The 21,157-nt window shown below is 57.3% G+C and carries 16 protein-coding genes; 6 read left to right on the top strand and 10 right to left on the bottom strand.

The features are described from left to right. Window positions 1–111: 111 nt before the first annotated feature. Entirely contained in the window at window positions 112–723 is a 612-nt protein-coding gene (locus M0G74_RS04675; RefSeq protein ID WP_248215103.1) for an OmpA family protein, read from the top strand. Between the two features lie 45 nt (window positions 724–768). Here the strand turns inward: M0G74_RS04675 and M0G74_RS04670 are convergent, their stop codons facing one another. The 5 genes from M0G74_RS04670 to M0G74_RS04650 form a co-directional block, all read right to left on the bottom strand. Continuing rightward, on the bottom strand, window positions 769–2,775 hold the full coding sequence (locus M0G74_RS04670; RefSeq protein WP_248215101.1) for an oligopeptide transporter, OPT family: 2,007 nt from the start codon (window positions 2,773–2,775) through the stop codon (window positions 769–771). A gap of 148 nt (window positions 2,776–2,923) precedes the next feature. Continuing rightward, the gene (gene metF / locus M0G74_RS04665) at window positions 2,924–3,754 is read right to left on the bottom strand and encodes a methylenetetrahydrofolate reductase [NAD(P)H] (RefSeq protein WP_248215098.1); all 831 of its coding nucleotides are present in this window, start codon (window positions 3,752–3,754) and stop codon (window positions 2,924–2,926) included. A gap of 64 nt (window positions 3,755–3,818) precedes the next feature. After that, a complete protein-coding gene (gene ahcY, locus M0G74_RS04660; protein ID WP_248215096.1) occupies window positions 3,819–5,195 on the bottom strand; it encodes an adenosylhomocysteinase in 1,377 nt (458 codons plus the stop codon). Window positions 5,196–5,277: 82 nt separating this feature from the next. Beyond that, on the bottom strand, window positions 5,278–6,498 hold the full coding sequence (gene metK, locus M0G74_RS04655; RefSeq protein WP_248215094.1) for a methionine adenosyltransferase: 1,221 nt from the start codon (window positions 6,496–6,498) through the stop codon (window positions 5,278–5,280). An 84-nt stretch (window positions 6,499–6,582) separates the two neighbouring features. Next, window positions 6,583–7,548 carry a metalloregulator ArsR/SmtB family transcription factor gene (locus M0G74_RS04650; RefSeq protein ID WP_248215092.1) on the bottom strand — a complete coding sequence of 322 codons (966 nt, stop codon included), beginning with the start codon at window positions 7,546–7,548 and terminating at the stop codon, window positions 6,583–6,585. 314 nt (window positions 7,549–7,862) lie between these two features. Between M0G74_RS04650 and tkt the strand changes: the two genes are divergently transcribed. From tkt to M0G74_RS04635, 3 genes are all read left to right on the top strand, one after another. Beyond that, window positions 7,863–9,863: a transketolase gene (tkt, locus tag M0G74_RS04645; protein ID WP_248215091.1), complete on the top strand. Its 2,001-nt coding sequence runs from the start codon at window positions 7,863–7,865 to the stop codon at window positions 9,861–9,863. A gap of 207 nt (window positions 9,864–10,070) precedes the next feature. Beyond that, window positions 10,071–11,093: a type I glyceraldehyde-3-phosphate dehydrogenase gene (gap, locus tag M0G74_RS04640; RefSeq protein ID WP_248215089.1), complete on the top strand. Its 1,023-nt coding sequence runs from the start codon at window positions 10,071–10,073 to the stop codon at window positions 11,091–11,093. A 1-nt stretch (window position 11,094) separates the two neighbouring features. Continuing rightward, window positions 11,095–11,571 (top strand): DTW domain-containing protein, encoded by a 477-nt coding sequence (locus M0G74_RS04635; RefSeq protein WP_248215087.1) that lies wholly within the window; start codon window positions 11,095–11,097, stop codon window positions 11,569–11,571. A gap of 40 nt (window positions 11,572–11,611) precedes the next feature. Here M0G74_RS04635 and M0G74_RS04630 read toward each other — a convergent pair whose 3' ends face one another. Together M0G74_RS04630 and M0G74_RS04625 are read right to left on the bottom strand one after the other, a co-directional pair. After that, a complete protein-coding gene (locus M0G74_RS04630; protein ID WP_248215086.1) occupies window positions 11,612–12,598 on the bottom strand; it encodes a hypothetical protein in 987 nt (328 codons plus the stop codon). A 149-nt stretch (window positions 12,599–12,747) separates the two neighbouring features. Then, the gene (locus M0G74_RS04625) at window positions 12,748–14,046 is read right to left on the bottom strand and encodes a hypothetical protein (protein WP_248215082.1); all 1,299 of its coding nucleotides are present in this window, start codon (window positions 14,044–14,046) and stop codon (window positions 12,748–12,750) included. A gap of 253 nt (window positions 14,047–14,299) precedes the next feature. Here M0G74_RS04625 and M0G74_RS04620 point away from each other — a divergent pair, with 253 nt between their 5' ends. After that, window positions 14,300–14,839, top strand: coding sequence for a peroxiredoxin (locus M0G74_RS04620; protein WP_248215080.1), 540 nt, complete (start codon window positions 14,300–14,302; stop codon window positions 14,837–14,839). A gap of 154 nt (window positions 14,840–14,993) precedes the next feature. Here M0G74_RS04620 and M0G74_RS04615 read toward each other — a convergent pair whose 3' ends face one another. From M0G74_RS04615 to M0G74_RS04605, 3 genes are all read right to left on the bottom strand, one after another. Then, window positions 14,994–15,836, bottom strand: a complete 843-nt coding sequence (locus M0G74_RS04615; RefSeq protein ID WP_248215078.1) for a hypothetical protein — start codon at window positions 15,834–15,836, stop codon at window positions 14,994–14,996. 7 nt (window positions 15,837–15,843) lie between these two features. Next, window positions 15,844–16,980, bottom strand: a complete 1,137-nt coding sequence (locus M0G74_RS04610) for a hypothetical protein (RefSeq protein WP_248215077.1) — start codon at window positions 16,978–16,980, stop codon at window positions 15,844–15,846. A 221-nt stretch (window positions 16,981–17,201) separates the two neighbouring features. Beyond that, window positions 17,202–18,005 (bottom strand): DUF2884 family protein, encoded by an 804-nt coding sequence (locus M0G74_RS04605; RefSeq protein WP_248215074.1) that lies wholly within the window; start codon window positions 18,003–18,005, stop codon window positions 17,202–17,204. A gap of 393 nt (window positions 18,006–18,398) precedes the next feature. Here M0G74_RS04605 and M0G74_RS04600 point away from each other — a divergent pair, with 393 nt between their 5' ends. Further along, the gene (locus M0G74_RS04600) at window positions 18,399–20,945 is read left to right on the top strand and encodes a TonB-dependent receptor (RefSeq protein WP_248215073.1); all 2,547 of its coding nucleotides are present in this window, start codon (window positions 18,399–18,401) and stop codon (window positions 20,943–20,945) included. Window positions 20,946–21,157 lie beyond the last annotated feature (212 nt).

Genomic DNA, 21,157 nt, shown 5'->3' with positions numbered 1-21,157 from the left:
TGGACAGGTGGGGCCCTACAATGCCTGCACTGTCGAAATTGATACAGGGGTGGCGCATTCAGGTCCCACTGCAATCAGGTTCGACTGAACTAGCACAGAGGAGCTGGCAATATGTCTGTTTTCTGGCGGCGCCCCGCGGGGCTGCTTGCGGCAATGATGATTCCGAGCCTTTTCCTGACTGGCTGTCCAGATCCCACCAAAAAATACACCCTCGACCCGCGGGAACTGGTCAGCAATGGCCTGGGTGAGATTGCGGCGCGCCAGGCGGCGCCTTTCGGGGACGATATGGTGCGCTACCTGATGGGGCAGTCGCGGGAAAATGGCGAGATTTTTTTGCTGCGAGTGGATTTCGAGCCCGGTGGTTTCGCGCCGAAAATGGAAACCCTGGGAGATGTTGAGGCGTTGTTAGTCATCATGCGGGATTTTCCCGCGCTGAAAATCGCGGTGGAAGGGCACACGGACAACGCCGGCGACCCGGAGAAAAACCGCAAATTGTCCCAGTGGCGCGCTGACTGGGTGAAGCAGTTTTTACTGGAGCGCGGTATTGGCGCAGAGCGAGTGGAGGCTGCCGGGCTCGGGGATTCCGATCCGGTCGCGGACAACGCCACCCAGAAAGGGCGGGAGCAGAACCGCAGGTTGGTGGTGCGGGTGCTGGATTTTGACGGCAAGCCGGTCAAGGTTCAGCTGAATCGCGAAAAGAAAACGCTGCCCGCACATCCCTGATAACCGGGTGATTCCTGCCCCGGGTATTGCTAGGCCCGAGTAGCCCTAGCCCTTTTTCGCCAGGTACCAGAAGCAGAGCGCGAGCCCGCCCAGCCCCAGCCAGGGCGCCAGGGCAAAGTCGCCGATGTAGGGCACTTTGCCCGGTGCGCTGACCGCCAGCACCGCTACGATAACCCCCATCAGGGCCTCGCCGGTTATCAGGCCCGAGGCCAGCAGCAAACCATCGCCTTCCGCTTCTTTGGGTTTCCCCCTGGATTGGCGGCGCTTGCGTTGCCAGTGTGCCAGCAGGCCGCCGAGGAAGATCGGGATCGATAACCCCAGTGGTAGATAAACACCGACGGCCACCGCCAGCACCGGAAAGCGGAATTCCGCCTCGCGTTTTTTCTGGATCTGGTCCAGCGCGATCAGCAGCACCGCCAGGCCAAAGCCGATAAAGATATAGTTCCATTCGATACCCGCACCAAAAATTCCGGTGGACAGGTCGCGCATCAGGCTGGCCTGGGGTGCGGATAATGGCGTTGCACTGGGGTTGACCGGGCTCACCCGGCCGATGCCGTAGCCCTGGTCGAGAATCGACAGCACCAGTGGAATGGCGCCGGCCGCGGCGACGACACCAATGATCTGGAATACCTGCTGGCGCCAGGGCGTGGCACCGAGAATGTGTCCACACTTGAGATCCTGCATATTGTCCCCGGCGATGGCCGCGGCGGAACAGATCATGCCTGCCAGGTACATCACCGCGATGGGGCCGAGTCGCCCGGCGATGCCGTCGTTGCCCATCAGCTGCAACAGGATCAGCGCGGAGACGATTACCGTGGCAATGGTGACACCGCTGATGGGATTGTTACTGGAGCCCACCAGGCCCGCCATGTAACCGGCCACCGAGGCAAAGATAAATCCCAGCACCAGCATCAGCGCCGACATGATGGCGGCAATCCCGTAGCGGCTTGGGAAACCCTCCAGGGCGTGCAGGAAAATAAAATACAGCGGTATTGCGGACAACAATACCAGCAGGCTGACATAGGGAATCGGCATGTCCTGCTCGGTGCGCAGGGGTACCTGGCCCGCCTTGGCCTGACGGTGTGCACGCAGCGATGCCTTGACCCCGTCCACCAGCGGCCGCGCCAGGGTGATCAGGGACCAGACGCCCCCGACCATCATTGCACCCACGCCGATACGCCGGCACTGCTGCCAGGAGGCGTTGGCGAGGTTGTCCCAATCCTGTGCGCTCCAGCTACTCATATCGCCGCTGACGCCGGCGAGCTGGCGCAGCTCTTCACCGTTCACCAGCCAGTTGAGCGGCACGCCGATTAGGGTGCCGATCACCCCGCCGATAAAAACCAGCACGGCCACGTTTAGCCCGACGATGTAACCCACGCCGAGCAGTGCCGGACTGAGGGTGATGTTGCCGGTAAACAACCAGTGGCCGCCGAACCAGCTTTTGGTGGCAGCAACGCCACCGGCCAGGAGGCCGACGCCGGATTCCAGCAGCTTGATCAGGCCGCCGAGCCCGGCGGCGCGCAACAGCAGGCGCAGGCCGCGCTTGGCCTCCTCGTTGGGGCGGTATTCGGGGTGATCCTTGTCGGTCTGGATACCGCCGGTTTTCAACACCTGCGCAGTGGCCACACCCTCGGGGAATGCCAGCTCGGTTTCCACAATAAGCGCCCGTCGCAGGGGAATGGTAAAGGCCACGCCGAGCAGGCCGCCGAGAATGCCGATCAGGGTCAGGGTGCTCCAGTGGTATCCGCTCCAGGCTCCCATCATGACCAGCGCCGGCATGGTAAAGATGATCCCCGCCGCCAGGGATTCGCCGGCGGAGGCGGAGGTCTGCACCATGTTGTTTTCAAGAATGGTGGAGCGGCGGAACAGCCGCAGTATGCCCATGGAGGTGGCGGCGGCGGGAATAGAGGCGGAGACGGTGAGACCGACCAGCAGGCCGATATAAGCATTGGCGGCGGAAAGCACCGCAGAGAGCAGGGCACCGAGAATCAGCGCCTTGAAAGTCAGCTCATTGAGGATCTGGTCCGCGGGAACAAGAGGACGGTCGGCCATAAACGAATCCGTGTCATTAGGCTTTTATGTCTCTTTAGATAGCAAAAAAAGGGGCAGTCTGCCCCTTTTCTATCGCGGTTACCGGGATTTTCGCGGAGGTCTCCCGGTTACCAGTCAGCTTTGTCGCCAGTTACCCCAGCTACCCCGGTTACCCCAGTTCTAGCGCCTTCAGAATGCTCGCGGTGGGTTCCACCTGGTTCATGGTGTAGAAGTGCAATCCCGGCGCACCACCTTCCAGCAGGGTTTCACACAGGTCGGTCACGATTTCCAGGCCGAGCTTTTTCACGTCTTCCGGATCGCGGTAGCTTTCCATGCGGTACTTCAACCAGCGCGGAATTTCCGCGCCGCAGTTGCGGGAGAAACGCGCCAGGTTGGTGAAGTTGGTGATCGGCATAATGCCCGGATAAATGGGCGCGTCGATTCCGGCCTTCTGGCACTGGTCGAGGAAATAAAAGTAGGCATCCGGATTGTAGAAGTACTGGGTCAGTGCGCTGTTGGCACCGGCCTCGAACTTGCCTTTCAAAAAGCGGATATCGTCGTCGTAGCTCTCGGCTTCCGGGTGGATTTCCGGGTAGGCCGCCACTTCCAGGTGGAAGTGATCACCGGTGTGGCGGCGGATAAAGGCCACCAATTCATTGGCGTATACCAGCTGGGCTACGGAACCCATGCCGGAGGGCATATCGCCGCGCAGGGCGACAATGCGATCGACACCGGCTTCCTTGTAGCGGTTCAGCAGTTCCAGCGCGATCTCTTCGTTGTCACCGCCAAACGACAGATGGGGTGCAATGGAGATACCGTCCTTGCGTAGGCTGGTGACAATATTGACGGTGGTATCGCGAGTGGTACCGCCAGCGCCGTAAGTTACCGAGAAAAATTCCGGATTGAACGCCTGCAGTTGCTCGCGTGTATTGTAAAGCTTGTCCCGACCCTCTTCGGTCTTGGGCGGGAAAAACTCAAAGCTGATACGTAAATCACTCATTGTTCTGTTCCATTCCCTCGGCAACCGGCCGCATGAGGACGTTGCGGCCGGCCGTGAGGTTTTTTTAATACTTGTAACTTTCTGGCTTGTAGGGGCCGTCTACAGATACGCCAATGTACTTGGCCTGGTCTTCGGTCATGCGGGTGATCACGCCGCCGAAGCCTTCCACCATGTACTTGGCCACTTCCTCGTCCAGGTGCTTCGGCAGCACTTTGACGTAGAGTGCGGACACTTTCTGGTCCGCCGGCAGGTCGGCAAACTTTTCTTCGAACAGGTGAATCTGGGCCAGCACCTGGTTGGCGAAGGAGCCGTCCATGATGCGGCTGGGGTGGCCGGTGGCGTTGCCCAGGTTGACCAGGCGGCCTTCGGACAGCAGCAGCAGGTGATCGTTGGTTGCCGCATTGCGCACGATTTTGTGCACCTGCGGTTTTACTTCCTGCCATTCCCAGTTCTTGCGCATAAACGCGGTGTCGATCTCGTTATCGAAGTGACCGATATTGCACACCACGGCGCCGGACTTCAGTGCGGCCAGCATGTGCGCATCGCACACATTGACGTTGCCGGTGGTGGTGACGAGCAGATCAGTTTTCGCCAGCAGCTCGCGATCGATGCAGTCGGAGGTGCCGTCGTTGATGCCGTTGATATAGGGGGACACCAGCTCAAAGCCGTCCATGCAGGCCTGCATGGCACAGATGGGATCGACCTCGGTCACCTTAACAATCATGCCTTCCTGACGCAGGGAAGCGGCGGAGCCTTTACCCACGTCACCGTAACCGATGACCAGCGCTTTTTTGCCGGACAGCAGGTGGTCGGTGCCGCGCTTGATGGCATCGTTCAGGCTGTGGCGACAGCCGTACTTGTTGTCGTTTTTGCTCTTGGTCACCGCGTCGTTCACGTTGATCGCCGGAACCTTCAGGGTGCCCGCTTTCAGCATGTCCTGCAGGCGGTGTACGCCGGTGGTGGTCTCTTCACTGATGCCGTGTACCGCATCGAGGAGTTCCGGGTACTTGCGGTGCAGCAGCTCGGTGAGGTCGCCACCATCGTCGAGAATCATGTTCGGCTGCCAGCCGGCCACGTCGGCACCAATGGTGCGCTCCAGGCACCAGTCGTACTCTTCTTCGGTTTCGCCCTTCCAGGCGAAGACCGGGATACCGCTGGCAGCGATGGCAGCGGCCGCGTGATCCTGGGTGGAGAAAATATTGCAGGAAGACCAGCGTACTTCCGCGCCCAGGGCGACCAAGGTCTCGATCAGTACCGCGGTCTGGATGGTCATGTGGATACAGCCCATGATGCGGGCGCCGGCCAGCGGCTGTGCAGCACGGTATTTTTCCCGCAGGGTGATCAGGGCTGGCATTTCACCTTCGGCAATTTCGATTTCCTTGCGGCCCCAGTCGGCGAGGGAAATGTCGGCTACTTTGAAGTCTTTAAATTCGGTGCTCATCGGGTTTGTTACCTAAATTTTCTGAATGTTCGCGTTGGTTGTGCCAAGCGTTTTGGGCGGGCTTGTGGCCCGCCTGTTTCAATTAAATACCTGCCTGTGCGCGCAGGGTCTCCGCCTTGTCGGTTTTTTCCCAGGGGAAGGCGGTGAAGGTTTCGGTCTGCTCTTTGCCGTTGCTGTCGACCCACTTGTAGGTGTGCTCGAACGGCTCGCGACCGAAGTGGCCGTAGGCAGCAGTGAGCTGGTACATGGGGTGCAGCAGGTCCAGCGCCTTGGAGATGGCGTAGGGGCGCAGATCAAAGTTTTCGCGTACCAGTTCGATCAGGCGTTCGTCGCTCACCTTGCCGGTGCCAAACGTATTGATGGAAACCGAGGTGGGTTCGGCCACGCCGATGGCGTAGGACACCTGGATTTCACAGCGGCTGGCGAGGCCCGCGGCCACAATGTTTTTTGCCACGTAGCGGCCGGCGTAAGCAGCGGAGCGGTCCACCTTGGATGGGTCCTTGCCGGAGAAAGCACCACCGCCGTGGCGGGCGGAACCGCCGTAGGTATCGACGATGATTTTACGGCCGGTCAGACCGCAGTCGCCCACAGGGCCGCCGATCACGAATTTGCCGGTCGGGTTGATGTGGTATTTGGTGTCCTGGTGCAGCAGTTCCGCGGGCAGCACGTGGTGCACGATCAGTTCCATCACCGAGTCACGCAGATCTTCTTGGCTGACTTCCGGGCTGTGCTGGGTGGACAGAACCACGGCATCGATCGCGCAGGGCTTGCCATTTTCGTCGTAGCGGAAAGTGACCTGGCTCTTGGCATCCGGGCGCAGCCACGGCAGCAGGCCGGACTTGCGTGCTTCTGCCTGGCGCTCTACCAGGCGATGGGCGTAGTAAACCGGGGCGGGCATGAAGGTCGGGGTTTCGTCGGTGGCGTAGCCGAACATCAGGCCCTGGTCGCCGGCACCCTGGTCTTCCGGTTTTACCCGGTCAACGCCCTGGGCGATGTCCACAGACTGTTTGCCAATAACATTGATCACACCGCAGGTTTCGCCGTCGTAGCCGACGTCGGAAGAGGTGTAGCCGATATCGGTGATCACCTTGCGCACCAGGTCTTCCAGGTCGACCCAGGCGGAGGTGCTGATTTCACCGGCGATGACCGCGATGCCGGTTTTTACCAGGGTCTCACAGGCAACACGGGCGTTCTTGTCGCGTGCCAGCAGGGCGTCCAGAACCGCATCGGAAATCTGGTCGGCAATTTTGTCCGGATGGCCTTCGGAAACGGATTCCGAAGTAAAGATGCTGTATTCACTCATTGTGATTTCTCCATTTGCGCCGAAGCGCTCCTTTTTCCGCTGCTGGCGGAGTGCAAAACTTAATAAGGATCAAGTCCTGAATAATCAGGGCTTAACAAACTCCTGAATCTGAATCTGAAATCCATTGCGCAATGCGCTGTGCTCACTGCGGCCTTTCTGCAGGCCTGCATCTGCAGCCCACTCAACCAGCTGTTGAGGTGCAAATCCCAGCCAGAGGTCGCCGCAGGCATCCCGCGCCCAATCCTGGGTGTGGTCGTGCAGCTCGGTAATCAACAACTGGCCGCCCACTTTCAGGGAGCGCTGTAAATCGTGAAAAATCTGCGCCGGCTCCGGTGTGTGGTGCAGCACCATGTTCACCACAATGCAGTCCGCACTTTCCGGGCGGGCCGCTGCCGCGCGGGTGTCATCGCACACGAACTCGATATTCTGCAGACCTTTATCGTCGGCAAATGCCTGCGCCCGTTCCAGCATCGTCTTTGACAGATCCAGAGCGGTCACGGTGCCAAAACGGCTCGCCAGTTCCTCCAGAAACTCCCCTTCACCGGGGCCAACCTCAAGCGCGTGACGCCCGGGTTTCAGCAGCTGTGCTACCTGGGGGCCGTAGACGCTATAACTGGCGATCAACTCCTGCTGCTCGCGGAAGCGATTGCCGTAGTCCGCAAAGAAACGCCGCGACGCCTCGGTGCGCTCGGCGGCGATCTGCGCCACGGTCTCGGCGCGAGCATCGGCAAGGGGCAACTGGTCCAGGCCGGCGAACAACTGCTGTAGCAGTTCGTTGCCCACGGACCGGCGGTAAAACAGGTTATTGCCCTCGCGGCGCTTGCTCACCAGCTCCGCCTGGGCCAGAACTTTGAGGTGGTGGGACAGGGCCGGCTGGCGCAGGTCGAAGATGCGGCACAGCTCCAGCACGCTGTAGGAGTCCTGGGCCAGCAGGCGCAATATCTCCAGGCGCAGCGGGTCGCCAGCGGCCTTGAGGGTCGCTGCCAATTGCGGAATTTGGTCGCTGTCGTGACTTTCACGGTCAGCAGTGGTATTGCGGGAGTCAAGCATGGCGGGGAGTCTAGCAGTGCACGCGAGCTATATCAAAATTTTTTGATTAAGGTGCATCGAAATAGTTTGATGCAGATGTAACTAATCCACGCAGGATCGATAAGATTGTGCTTTGTTAGGAAAATGTTGCTGCCTCAAGCGGAGAATTGAACCGACAGGCTTTGCGCCGGGCGGGGGATTACGGGAAAATACGCCCCCCGATTTGTCGCCGGTTCAGATCGAGCCGGGCAATTGGCGACAGCGGCAAACTGGCCACCAGAGTCGGGTCCGCAGCGCATCTGATGAACCGAAGATCCCCAAACCGAGAATTCCCTATGTCTTCTACTCCGTCTCGCACAGAAAAGGCCAACGCCATTCGCGCCCTGTCTATGGACGCGGTCCAGAAAGCCAAGAGCGGCCACCCCGGCGCGCCCATGGGCATGGCAGATATCGCCGAAGTGCTGTGGAACGACTACCTGAAACACAATCCGGCCAACCCCGAGTGGGCGGACCGCGACCGCTTCGTGCTGTCCAATGGCCACGGTTCCATGCTGCTGTATTCCCTGCTGCACCTCACAGGCTATGACCTGTCCATCCACGAGCTGCAGAACTTCCGCCAGTTGCACTCCAAAACCCCGGGCCACCCGGAGTACGGCTATGCGCCGGGCGTTGAGACCACTACCGGTCCCCTGGGCCAGGGCATCACCAACGCGGTGGGCTTTGCGCTGGCAGAAAAAGTACTGGCGGCCCAGTTCAACCGCGAAGGTTACGAGCTGGTGGATCACCACACCTACTGCTTCCTCGGCGACGGCTGCCTGATGGAAGGCATCTCCCACGAAGCCTGCTCCCTGGCCGGCACCCTGGGCCTGGGCAAACTGATTGCGTTCTACGATGACAACGGCATTTCCATCGACGGTGAAGTGGAAGGCTGGTTCACCGACGACACGCCCAAGCGTTTCGAATCCTACGGCTGGCACGTGATTGCCAACGTCGACGGCCACGATCCGGCCGCGATCAAGGCCGCGATTGAAGAAGCCCGCGCAGAAACCAGCAAGCCCACCATCATCTGCTGCAAAACCGTGATCGGCTTCGGCTCCCCCAACAAGCAGGGCCGTGAAGAGTGTCACGGCGCCCCGCTGGGCGACGAAGAAATCGCCCTGGTACGCGAAACCCTGGGCTGGAAGCACGAGCCTTTCGTGATCCCCGAAGACCTGTACCACGCCTGGGATGGCCGCGCCAAAGGCGCCGAGCAGGAAGACGAGTGGAAAGACATCTTCGCCGACTACCAGGAAGCCCACCCGGAACTGGCGGCCGAATTTGAGCGCCGCATGAGCGGTGAACTGCCGGCAGATTTCCTCGCCAAGGCCGATGAGTACATCAAACAGTGCCAGGCCGACGGCGAGAAAATTGCTTCCCGCAAAGCCAGCCAGAACGCCCTCAACGCCTTCGGCCCACTGCTGCCGGAATTCCTCGGCGGCTCTGCCGACCTGGCCGGCTCCAACCTCACCATCTGGTCCGGCTCCAAAGGCGTTTCCGCGGAAGATGCCTCCGGTAACTACCTCTACTACGGCGTGCGCGAATTCGGCATGAGCGCCATCATGAACGGCATCGCCCTGCACGGCGGCTTCGTCCCCTACGGCGCCACCTTCCTGATGTTCATGGAATACGCCCGCAACGCCGTGCGTATGGCCGCGCTGATGAAGCAGAAAGTCATCTTCGTCTACACCCACGACTCCATCGGTCTCGGCGAAGACGGCCCCACCCACCAGCCGGTAGAACAGCTCACCGCCCTGCGTTCCACCCCGAACCTGCACACCTGGCGCCCCTGCGACGCCACCGAATCCGCAGTGAGCTGGAAAATGGCCGTATCCCGCAGCGACGGCCCCAGCGCCCTCATCTTCAGCCGCCAGGGCCTGGCCCCGCAGGCGCGCACCGATGAGCAGCTGGCAGCGATCGAAAAAGGCGGCTACATCCTGCGCGATTGCGACGGCGAACCCGAAGCCATCATCATCGCCACCGGCTCCGAAGTAGAACTCGCCACCGCCGCCGCCGAACAACTGTCCGGCCGCAAAGTACGCGTCGTCTCCATGCCCTGTGCCGAAGCCTTCTCCGCCCAGAACGCCGACTACCGCGAGTCTGTACTGCCTGCTTCCGTGCGCGCCCGCGTTGCCGTAGAAGCCTGCCACAAGGACTACTGGTACAAGTTCGTCGGCTTCGACGGCGCCATCATCGGCATGGACACCTTCGGTGAATCTGCACCGGCAGGTGATCTGATGAAGCACTTTGGCATCACTGCCGAGAAAGTTGTGGAAGCGGTTGAAGGACTGCTGAAGTAACAACGGGCCACAAGTCGAAGCACTGTGGTTTGAATAGAAGGGCAGGTGCTGGGGACGGGTTTTCAGGATCGTCGGCAACAGGGATGTTGCCGGCGAAGCGTACAGGGATGTATTCACAGCGGTCCTGAAAACCCGTCTCCAGGGCCTGCCCGCCACCGCACTGGAACAGAGCAAACCCGAAGGCGGTGGAGTTAGCCCGAGGAATGCATGCCCAACCACCCAATAAGACTCGCCATCAATGGCTACGGCCGCATAGGTCGCTCTGTATTAAGAGCCCTGTACGAATCCAACCTGCGCGACCAACTGCAGATCGTCTCCATTAACGAACTGGCCGACTGCACCACCATCGCCCATCTCACCAAATACGACACCGTACACGGCCGCTTCCACGGCGATGTCGCCGTGCACAACGAAACCCTGCACATCAACGGCGACCAGATCGCCGTCACCCATCACCGGGACCTCGAAAATCTCGACTGGCGCAACCCCCAGGTCGACATAGTCCTCGAATGCACCGGCAGCTTCACCGAACGCCAGCGCGCCGAACTGCATTTAAAGGCAGGGGCCAAGAAAGTCATCTTCTCCCAGCCCGCCACCAGCGACGTCGACGCCACCATCGTCTACGGCGTCAACGACACCGCGCTTACCGGCCAGGAGACCATCATCTCCGCCGCCTCCTGCACCACCAACTGCAGCATCCCCGTCATCGCCGCCCTGGAAAGCGCCTTCGGCATCGAAGCCGGCGTCATCACCACCATCCACTCCGCGATGAACGACCAGCCGGTAAACGACGCCTACCACCACACCGACCTGCGCAAAACCCGCTCCGCCATCTCCTCCATCATTCCGGTGGACACAGGCCTCGCCCGCGGCATCGAGCGCATACTGCCCGACATGGCCGGCAAATTCGAAGCCCAGGCCATGCGCGTGCCCACGGTAAACGTCTCCGCCATCGACCTCTCGGTGCAGCTGAAAAAATCCGTTACCCAGGCCGAAGTCAATTCCGTACTGAAAACCGCAGCGGAAAGCCGCTTTTCCGGCGTGCTCGGCTACAGCGAAGAGCCCCTGACTTCCTGCGACTACAACCACGACCCCCGCTCCGGCATCGTCGATGCCAGTCAGACGCGGGTCGCGGGCGGAAGGCTGGTCAAGGTCCTGATCTGGTTCGATAACGAATGGGGCTTTGCCAACCGCATGCTGGACGTCACCCGCGCCCTGCAATCCCACTAGCGTGCAGATCATTCTCCTCACTCACGAGCGCGAGCTGGAGCGTCCCACGAATACCGGGAAGCTGGCGCTGGAAGGAGATACAGGGGCTACGGTCCGGCGGTTAGTGTGGCAGCGCACAGCGCCCGATCCCGGGTTGCTGGAGACGCTGCAGCAGCCGGGCTGTGGCCTGGTCTATCCCCAGAGTGAAATGCCCGGGGAAGCAGCGTCTGCGTTGAGCCTGGCGGAGTGTGAAACCTTTGTTCTGCTGGATGGCACCTGGCAGGAAGCGCGCAAAATGTTCAATCGCAGCCCTTACCTGAAGCCACTGCCGAGCGTTGAGCTGGCGGCAGAGCGGCCATCGCAATTTACCCTGCGGCGCAATCAGCGCGATGGTGGGCTGTGTACGGTGGAGTGCATTATCGAAATACTGCGGGCAAAGGGACGGGCGGATATGGCGGACGCGCTCGAAACGCGCTTCCTGGCGTTTCTTGGCCGCTAGGCGGGCACTGACCTAAGGCCATGCCCGCCGATCTCAGCGGTTACCGCATTTCTACCTGCTGGTTATAAATATCGGATAAAAGGCGCAGCGCTACCAGAGTGTTCGTCATCGCCAGGTTTGATTGTGTAATGGCAAACTCTTCGTAATCCTTCGCCTGTATTTCGAAAAGACAGGGGTAATCTAGTTGGCAAAGGCATTTATCGTTTAGTGCATGTGTATTGGCACTAATCCGCGGTTTGCCAAAACGGTTCCCGAGCACCGATTCCGTGTATTCACGAAATTCACCGTTTTTTGATTTCAACCAGAAATCTGTCCAGGGTCTGACTGCCTTTTTACCGTTGATGTGCGCGCTATAGGTTTTCTGAATTTGTAAGAGGGTGCTGCGGGCAGTTTTCTCAATCAGCCGATCCAGATCATCCACATCAACAGCAGGGTAATTGCCCTGGTACAGCTCCAGATACTTGGCTTCAACAGCATTGCACAACTCCAGAGTAAGTGCAGGCTCGATCGGCAGCGGGTAAATATCGAACTGATCCTTTTTGCTGCCTCCGTGAAAATGAGGCGCTATATGCGATGGATTCGCCATATCCTGAATGTAGTGGGAAAAGTCACCCAGACCATCAGAAAGCATCTCGGGATTCCTCGCATGGATTGCCCGTTTAATCTTTTCTTTTGCGTTCTTCAGGTACAGGCCCGGGGTCGGGTTTGCGAGCCCAAGCTTTTGACGTTTTAGCCTGGTGTCCGGATTGTAAAAATGCCAGTTGAGCAGGCGGCTTGGTCGCAGATACGTGTCTTCTCCCACAGAACCCCGGGCCACGATAATGGGGTCTGCCCACCAGGTGCGTTGTTTGGGGTCGCAGCGGTACTGAAAATACTGCACCGATTCACGCGAGAGGTTTTTGTGATTTGCTTCTGAAAACCCGAGTGCAGTGCCCGGGCCGAGGAGCGCAAGAAGGAGAAGCGCGAGAATACCAGGCCAGGCTGGCAGAACTGGTGCACCTAGACGTTGGGCCATGGGTGTTTTCACGGCGGTTCCCCCTCTATTGTTGTTTTTAGCGGAGGGGGAGTTATACAGAACTATTTCGCCACTGCGAACAGCTAACCGGGATAATTGGCTAGAAAATAGTGCGCTAGGTGCAATATTTTCCAGCCCGTACTGGCGCCGCCACTATGTGATCAGCGGGTGCCACAGGAGCCAATGCGCGATTTGTACGGCTGGTACTCCAGTAAAAAATTATTGAACGTCTCGCGGAAAGCCGAGCAGGAAGCGGTGCTGTCATCGGATGTGCCGCAGCAGCGAATCGCCTCGCGCAGGGCCTGCTCCGACACCGTGTCGAACGCCTCGGAGTGTCCGGCGCCGTACATGATGCTGTCATCCCAGGTCTTTACCGGGCGCCAGGAGTTGTTGCCATAGGCCCCGCCGTAAAAGCAGCCTGTCCCCTCGAGGCAATCCTGCCCAATATCCTCCGTGCCCCACACCGGTGTGCACTGGGAGCCAAAGTAGTCGTCCGTCGTGTCTTCCGACCAGGCGCAACAGGCATAGCTGTCGCCATCCGCAGTCTTGCATTCCCCGGCATCGGTGCGGTTGAAGCTGGTACAGCTGGCGCGATCGGTGAAAGTGGCACAGCTGGCATTGGCGGACTGCGTATACTCCGATGCGGGCTTGTAGTTATTGCACCACTTGCTGCAGCCAGGGCCGTCGAGATTGGCCCACTGCCGGGACATTTCGCTGGGCCAGCCCGCTACCGCCGAACCATCCGTATTGATGCCGCCATCGTAGAGGTCTGCCAGGCCAAAATTGTGCGCGACCTCGTGGACAACAATATTGCGTAACTGCTGCAGGGCGTAGCTGCTATCGGGCCAGCTTCGATCGCTTCCCAGGTAGATGATCTCGCCGCCGGAAGCGCCGTAACCCATATCGGCAATGACGACCTTGATAATGCCCTGCATATCATCCACTTCGCACTGCTCGGCGATGGCTTGATGAATTTTGCTGTTGTCGCAGGAAAAGGCAGCCCCGTCTTGACCCTTTTCACAGCCGAGGTTCGCCTGCCCCTCGGTCTCCAGTGTGTAGAATCCGAAGTGCGAAAAGTAGTCAACGAAAGGTGCCAGTGCCCCGAACTGGTTTTCAATGGCATCACTGACGATCTCGTCGAAGTAGGGGGCCGAATCCAGATTGATGAATAGCAATTTGAATTCCGCGGCACTACTACCGCCCACCAGAGGGCAATTCTGGATGCTGGCATAGTCGCCCGGCGATAACGAGGGCGAACTCGTGCCAGTATTACTGTCAGAGGGCGGGGGTTCATAGGATGGGGGTGGTGCCTGCCCCGGATCGGCGTTTCCGCTGCCGGTGCTGCTGCTTTCGTCGCCACCGCCGCCACCACCGCCGCAGCCACTCATCAGGAGGACGACACAGATCAAAACGAGCGGGAGAAAGGCCCGCAATAGGGATGTGGAAATACTCTGGAGCATGGGATTGGATTGCGGTTGCGTAAATATGGACTCTTGGTCATAGTCCGTTCGTTATTGGAATTTCTTACCACAATCCGTTGTGTATTTAATGTACAGCTGCTGGCTTCCGGTGCAAAAGTGGGAGATTTTACGGCTGATATTTGATCAGCTCCAGCGCGAATGGTGACTGATCTGTCAGCGGTATCCGGTCGTATACATTGGCTGTGCGTGGGGCGAAATAGAATTGGAAAACGGTTAGTTTTGGAGAGATGAAATGAGAAATTTATTCCGGAAACACGTCATCAAGTGGGCGGTAGCCGCATTCAGTTTGATAGCGCTGCCTGTGCTGGCAATCGAGGCGGGCGACGATGCCCCCGATTTCGCGCTGCAGGCATCTGACGGAAAGACCTACCGACTGGCTGATTTCAAAGGCAAGCAGGCAATCGTTATCGCCTGGTACCCCAAGGCGTTTACCAAAGGTTGTACCATCGAATGCAAGTCCCTGGCCGAGAAGGGGCACCTGATCCGCGAGTACGATGTCACTTACTTTATGGCCAGCACCGATGAAGTGGATGAAAACACCAAGTTTGCCGCAGAACAGAAGGCGGACTTCCCGCTGTTGAGTGACCCCAGTGGCGAAGTGGCCGAAGCATACGGGGTGAAAATGCCCGTGTTGAACATGGCCAGGCGGGTTACCTTTTATATCGGCAAAGACGGCAAAATCCTGAAAGTAGATAGTGACATCAAGCCAGCGACCAGTGCGGAAGACATGGCGCGTACCCTTGGTGAACTGGGTGTTGCTAAAAAGTCGTGAGCTGACATTTGTCCTGGGCCTTTAGAAGGCTTCAGGCTATTCGTAAAAAGGGCCGCAGTTGCGGCCCCTTTTTTATTGGCGTTGCTACTTTTATCGGCGTTGCAATTTTATTGCCGCTGTTGTCGCTATCGGCGCTCCTTGCTGGGCAGACCGGCTACCAGCCACCGGTATCGGGGTCGTCGTCACCCCAGCAATTTGCCGTTTCTTTATTGGCTGCGTGTTCCTGCTCCAGCAGGTGCCGTTCAAGCATTTCACCTTTCAACTCGATACCCGGTGTCCTGGTCTGCTGCGACGCTTCATCAATGATGGATAGCTTGTCCATGAAATCCCAGAAGCTGACAAATACCTTGTTCAGGGTGTCTTCGGGTGGTTCGGTGCCCTGCGGCCAGTACCCCTGAGGGCGGAAGGATAGATGCAGCATATGGTGCTTGGTTAATGGTGTGTAAAAGCTGAATTCCCTGTCTACGGAATAGCTGCCATGATTTGCCTGAAGCCAATTTCGCTGCTTAATATCGTGAAGAAGTAGTTCTTTTTTGGATTTCGGGTAAAGAAAGTGTTCGGAAGCTTCATCAGGGTCTGCCGCTACCTGGAAGCACGCTTCCGTAAACTTACTTAAATCCTTAAGGTTTGAAATGCTTGGAAAGGCGTCAGGAGCCGGCCAGAGAACCCGTATTCTCAGTGAGCAGCTTCCAACGACATCTACTCCTTGATCAGAAGGTAAGTAGTGGCGCCACCAGATATCCGAAATATTCAGGTAGCTAATTTTAGGGCGATTATTATTGAATGGCCTGGCGACGTTAATGAATAAATTGGGTTCATAGATACCATGATCATAGATGTCAGCCTGAAATCCAACGGCCTGGTCTTGAAATCGACTGTTTGCTTTTATCTGGCCGGAGAATATTAGCTGGACGCCAGATAGGTCGAAACAGCTAATCGAGCTATCTTCAAAAGCAATATAACTGAACTCTTCATTTATAGGGGGGGAGGGGAGCATGGACGCACTACCAGTTTAGATTGGCTGTAATTTTATTGAGCAACGACATGAAATTCAGGTTTGTGAAATTCATGATCTTGGATGGGTCGCTTGCAATTCCCTCTTGAAGACTCTTTGCTCGGACCAAAATATCGGAACACGGTCTTAGCTGGCTTTCCAGGCTGCTCCAGCTTTTGTCGTGAGCCTGCAAGCCGGCAATGGATGCCTCGATATTGGTCGCTTGATGATACTTGGATCCGTACCCATTCAGGCTCAGGGTTTTGCTGAACGTTGCTCTTAGCTTTTCAATATCCGTGAGTATCAGCCCTATATTTGATCTTGGGTTTACAAAACTAAATTCATGATGAGAAAGCGACGTAACCCCTCTATCTTTTACAATTTTCAACGCGCTATCAAGCAACTTGGCGCCATGCTCAAAAACATACCATTGGTGTTTTTGGTCGGTGTCGGTCCAGTACTGTTTCTGGGTCTCGATTAAAATTTCTGCCAATTCTTCTGGGCCAGCTTTTCCCGGTTTGACCTTTTGTTCAGGCAATCTCCATGTGCCAAGATCATCGATGATGTCAGTTGGGCAGAAGTAGAGTGCAAACTCGGAGCCAAGGTCACTTCCTTTGATATTTTTTGCGAGGAAATCCGCCATGTTTTCCGCAGTGGTGGTGAGATCATACTTTTGTGACTCGGGATCATAATCCGCGCCAACTGTGGCAACCGTGTGTTGTATTTTTTTGTCTGTAGCCTCAAACGGGGCCCAGGACCCGGATCGATACTGAATGTTGTGTAGGCCGGGAAGGTGTTTTTCTCCAACATTCAAGGCCTGCTGTATATGGGTTATATAAACCCCATCCCCAAAACTATCCGGTGCTCCTGCCTGAAGCACGGAATAGGTAACGATCACACCCCCGCAATCCAAGCGGTGCTGGCTGGCATTGCTCTGGTTGGATTGGCTGCTAAGCCCGGCGGCTGAATTCTTCAGGCCGATCATGTTGGCAAGGCTCTGCTTTCCCCGGAAGGCGTCTTCGCGTACAAACTCCAGAAAGGGGGCCAAAAGGTCGGGGTTGATAAATACCCTGCGACCGTCTTTCCCTACGGTCTGATCACTAAAAAATAAGTATTGGTCAAAGCGCCGGGATACTGCCTGCTGCATCATTCTTCCTTGATGGTGGTGGGATAAAATCGCGCGTAATTCTATCCTCGCTACCGCAGCGGATGAATGCCGTTAGCGCTGTAATTTTGTGTAATTTGGGAAATTGTTTTGTACGGGTGTGCCGCTTAGGGGCGAGCGAATCATCAGGCACAAAAAAGGCCGCAAGGCGGCCGAACTTTTGGGGGGTCAAACATGGTAACCGCTTATGAAACGGTCGGGGGTTAATCCTTGTGCGGATTCATCGAAATGAGATCCAGTTTCTGCAGTTGTGGGATCGCTTTGTGCAGGGTTGTTTCTGTTGCATCGATTTCTTCCAGCAATGCACAGAGGGCATCTGCATGGGATTCCAGTGTTTCAGCCTTTTTCTCGATGGCTTCTTCCGCCGCTTCTGCTGCGGCTTCGGCATCGCGTTCGATGCTGCGCCCACCGGTAAATACTGCTTTCATCGCGTGCCAGGCAATGGTGCCGGCTGATCTTTTGGCGAGCGCTTCTAATCGCGGTTCCAGTTCGCGCTCAAAGGTTTCTTCCAGCCCGGCATCGATTTCAGGGCCGCCCAGGGTGTAGACGTCACCATTCTGGTGAACCTGTGCCAGGAGTTTCTCTTTCAGCTGCTCAGAGTCACTAATGAATTCCAGCGTGTCCGGGTTGTCCGGCCCTGCCAGGGCTGACATTGCAATGCCGACCCCATCCAGGGCGATATTCATGGCTTCCGCGGAAATCAGGGTGATTTCCCGTCCCGACTGGTGCAGCCCCTGCTGGTACTTTGCCATCAGTTGCTGTTGTTCCGGGCTGAGAATCAGGCCGTCATCGCCTACCGCCAGCTGATCCGGGGCCCGGTAGGCAAACAGTAGCTGGTCCAGGTCGTCAGCATCGCGGGCCTCGATAAAGTCCGGGCCAACGGTGATGCGGTGATTGATGTTCGCATTGCACTGTTCACCGGTATCACTGCTGAGGTTGATCTGGTGTGCCATTGTGGCTGCCGGTGCGGCTATCAGGGCGGCGGCGAGTATGCAAATCTTCTTCATTAACTTAACCCAATATGCTTGGTGGATGTCTTATAGAGGTAGGACGACGCAAGGTTTATGGATGGATGCACCCTGGATGAAATTTTTAATGACTTTTCGTCCTGACAGAGAGCCCTAAAAGAGTCCCCTAAAAGAGAGCCCTGACACAGCCACCTGACTTTCTTTCCCTGTTCCGGCCAATCAGGCCTCGGAATTCGATACCACATCTCTGGCACGCTTATTGCTCTTACTCTATCAACGGCATTCGCAATTTCTGCGTTTCGCCCTGCACCAAAAAGTACCCGTTGTTATCGATGTCTGATTTGTCTGCGCACTAGGTGTGTGCGTGGCACGGGGAGCTTTTGCCTGAAAAAAATAACGTTATGGCATTTGTAAAATAGAAAGGAGTTGCTCATGAAGCGGAAGTCCCTTAGTTGTGCAGTGGTAGCAATCATCGCCGGCAGCGCGGTAGTCCCGATGCAGCCCGTATTTGCGGAGGAGATCGAGGAGGTCGCGGTTACCGGGGTGCGCGGTAAACCCAGGTCCGTGGCAGACTCGCCGGTTCCGGTGGATGTTTTCAATAGTGAAACCCTGGAATCGGTTTCCTATACCGATACCAACGATGTGCTGAAAACCCTGGTGCCTTCGTATAACGTATCGCGCCAGCCAATCAGTGATGGCGGTACCTTTGTACGCCCGGCGCAATTGCGGGGTATGCCAACGGATAAAACCCTGGTGCTGGTGAATTCCAAGCGCCGGCATAGAGCTGCGCTGGTGCAAATCGGCGGCTCAGGTACCCAGGGCCCAGACATTGCCACGATTCCAAGCTCTGCGCTCAAATCCGTTGAAGTGTTGCGCGATGGTGCGGCAGCTCAGTACGGTTCCGATGCCATTGCCGGTGTGATCAACTTTATTCTCAAGGACAACGCCGAAGGCGGCACTTTTAATGTGCAGGCTGGTGAATACAGTGAAGGCGACGGTTTCCAGTCCACAGCGAATGGTAACGTCGGTATGCCGCTGGGGAGCGATGGTTTCCTGAGTGTTTCCGGTGAAGTTTCCCAGTCTGATTTTACTTCCCGCAGCGAGCAGTACTGTGAATCCTGGTTCTGCCTGAACGATCAGGATGCGGAGTTTATCGAAGCGGCAAAAAATGCGTCTCTGGAAGGGGATGTCGTGCAGCCCTGGGGCCAGCCAAACGCCGAAGCCGCACGTATATTCTTTAATGCCGGCTACGACCTGGGTGAGGGTAAAGAACTTTACGCGTTCGGTAACTATTCCGAGAGCGAAGCCGACGGTAGCTTCTATTACCGCTACCCGAATAACGGCACCATTATGGACCTGCGGGAAGAAGATGGCTCCATTTACAGCCCGCTGGAAAAATTCCCCGGCGGCTTTACCCCGCGCTTTTTTGGTGAGGTAACCGACTACTCATTGGTTGGTGGCCTCAAGGGCGAGATGGCTTCCGGTCTGCTGTACGATTTCAGTGCGCGCTACGGCTACAGTGAAATTGACTACACCCTGAAAAACACCATTAACCCGTCCATGGGGCCGGACAGCCCGACCTCGTTCAAGCCGGGCAGCCTGGCGAACGAGGAAGTGCAGATTCAGGCCGACTTCTCCAAAGAGCTGGATTTCGGTATGCATGCGCCAGTGGTTGCCGCATTCGGTCTCAGTTATATGGACGAATCCTATGACCTGACCGGGGGCGACGCGGCTTCCTATGAAGCGGGCCCCCATGCCTCTTCCGACCCCTGGGGATTCTGTGATGCCGGAATGGCAACCGCTGCCGGGCTGGCTGTCATCGCCAACGGCTCCACACTGGACTGTAGCAATGCCGATGATCCCGTATACCAGGTAGTTGGGGTGGGTTCCAACGGCTTCCCCGGCTACTCGCCGGAATACTCCGGAAGCTACGCCCGCGATTCCTACGCTGTGTATGGTGACTTGAGTACGGATGTCAGCGAGCGGCTGTTCCTGCAGGCGGCGCTGCGTTACGAGGACTACTCCGACTTTGACGCCGAGCTGGTGGGCAAAGTGGCAATGCAATACGACCTGACCGAGTCCATTGGCCTGCGCTCTTCCATCGGTACCGGCTTCCGCGCGCCGACCCCGGGGCAGCAGGGTACGACCAATGTGTCCACCCGTCTGCCGAACGGCTTCCCTGTAGCCACGGGGCTGTTCCCTGCAAGTGGCGATGTGGCCGGTGCCCTTGGCGCTGAACCGCTGAAACCGGAAACCTCCACCAACTTTACCGTTGGCATGACCGCCGACTTTGATCTGTTGAGCCTGACCGTAGACTTCTACCGTATCGATGTCGATGACCGGACTTACGCGATTTCCACCCTGGATGTGTCCACGGACATGTCTACCGGTGGTGCCTACGACAACTACCTGGCACTGGTCGACGCCGGCGTAGTGGGCGCTGAATCCATTGGTGGTGTCTTCTACTTTACCAACGCATTTGATACCAGTACCCAGGGTGTGGATGTGGTAGCGACATTCCCGGTCGCCTGGAGTGAAGACAGCGTCACCAACTTTACGGCGTCGGTGAACTACAACAAATCCGAGTTCACCTCCAGTCCGGATGAGTATCTGAATGCGGAAGATCAGTATGACTTCGAAAATTTTGATCCAAAACTGCGCGGTGCGATAACGGCTACGCACGAAGTCGGGGATCTCTCACTGATGGCGCGCGCCAACTGGTATGGCAGTTACAAGAATTCCGAGAATGGTGACACTCTCGCGATTCAGAAATACGACCCTCTGGTGCAGGTGGATCTGGAAGGTAAATACCAGCTCACGGAAGCCGCATCCGTTAGTGTGGGTGGCCGCAATATCTTCGACAAGTATCCGGAAAAAGATGCCCTGGGCGATTATTGCTGTGGTGCACTGTACGCGAGCGATACCGTGGTGGACTGGCAGGGTGCCTTCTACTACATGGGCGTGCGCTACGATTTCTGATTTACGTCTTCTACAAACTTCTATCCCCGCTTTATGCGGGGATTTTTTTGTCTGCTGTTTGGTGATGGGGGGTATCTCTGGTGATTTAGCGGGAGAAGGTATGGTTGCAGGAGATAAGTGGCAGGAGAGATGTAGCAGGAAAGAGGTGACAGGAGAGAGGTAAAAGGAAATAAGTAACAGACTGCTCGCTGCAAGCAGCGGAGAGTAGATCG

The sequence above is a fragment of the Microbulbifer sp. CAU 1566 genome (assembly GCF_023156515.1).
In the GTDB taxonomy this organism is placed as follows: Bacteria; Pseudomonadota; Gammaproteobacteria; order Pseudomonadales; family Cellvibrionaceae; genus Microbulbifer.
This window is presented reverse-complemented; position numbering and strand designations above follow the sequence as displayed.

Excerpts from the sequence above, each read along its gene's own strand:
- M0G74_RS04625 (WP_248215082.1), bottom strand. The coding sequence starts at position 14,046 with ATGCTCCAGAGTATTTCCACATCCCTATTGCGGGCCTTTCTCCCGCTC.
- M0G74_RS04610 (WP_248215077.1), bottom strand. The coding sequence starts at position 16,980 with ATGCAGCAGGCAGTATCCCGGCGCTTTGACCAATACTTATTTTTTAGT.
- tkt (WP_248215091.1), top strand. The coding sequence starts at position 7,863 with ATGTCTTCTACTCCGTCTCGCACAGAAAAGGCCAACGCCATTCGCGCC.
- metK (WP_248215094.1), bottom strand. The coding sequence starts at position 6,498 with ATGAGTGAATACAGCATCTTTACTTCGGAATCCGTTTCCGAAGGCCAT.
- gap (WP_248215089.1), top strand. The coding sequence starts at position 10,071 with ATGCCCAACCACCCAATAAGACTCGCCATCAATGGCTACGGCCGCATA.
- ahcY (WP_248215096.1), bottom strand. The coding sequence starts at position 5,195 with ATGAGCACCGAATTTAAAGACTTCAAAGTAGCCGACATTTCCCTCGCC.
- M0G74_RS04600 (WP_248215073.1), top strand. The coding sequence starts at position 18,399 with ATGAAGCGGAAGTCCCTTAGTTGTGCAGTGGTAGCAATCATCGCCGGC.
- M0G74_RS04675 (WP_248215103.1), top strand. The coding sequence starts at position 112 with ATGTCTGTTTTCTGGCGGCGCCCCGCGGGGCTGCTTGCGGCAATGATG.
- metF (WP_248215098.1), bottom strand. The coding sequence starts at position 3,754 with ATGAGTGATTTACGTATCAGCTTTGAGTTTTTCCCGCCCAAGACCGAA.
- M0G74_RS04615 (WP_248215078.1), bottom strand. The coding sequence starts at position 15,836 with ATGCTCCCCTCCCCCCCTATAAATGAAGAGTTCAGTTATATTGCTTTT.
- M0G74_RS04605 (WP_248215074.1), bottom strand. The coding sequence starts at position 18,005 with ATGAAGAAGATTTGCATACTCGCCGCCGCCCTGATAGCCGCACCGGCA.
- M0G74_RS04650 (WP_248215092.1), bottom strand. The coding sequence starts at position 7,548 with ATGCTTGACTCCCGCAATACCACTGCTGACCGTGAAAGTCACGACAGC.
- M0G74_RS04620 (WP_248215080.1), top strand. The coding sequence starts at position 14,300 with ATGAGAAATTTATTCCGGAAACACGTCATCAAGTGGGCGGTAGCCGCA.
- M0G74_RS04670 (WP_248215101.1), bottom strand. The coding sequence starts at position 2,775 with ATGGCCGACCGTCCTCTTGTTCCCGCGGACCAGATCCTCAATGAGCTG.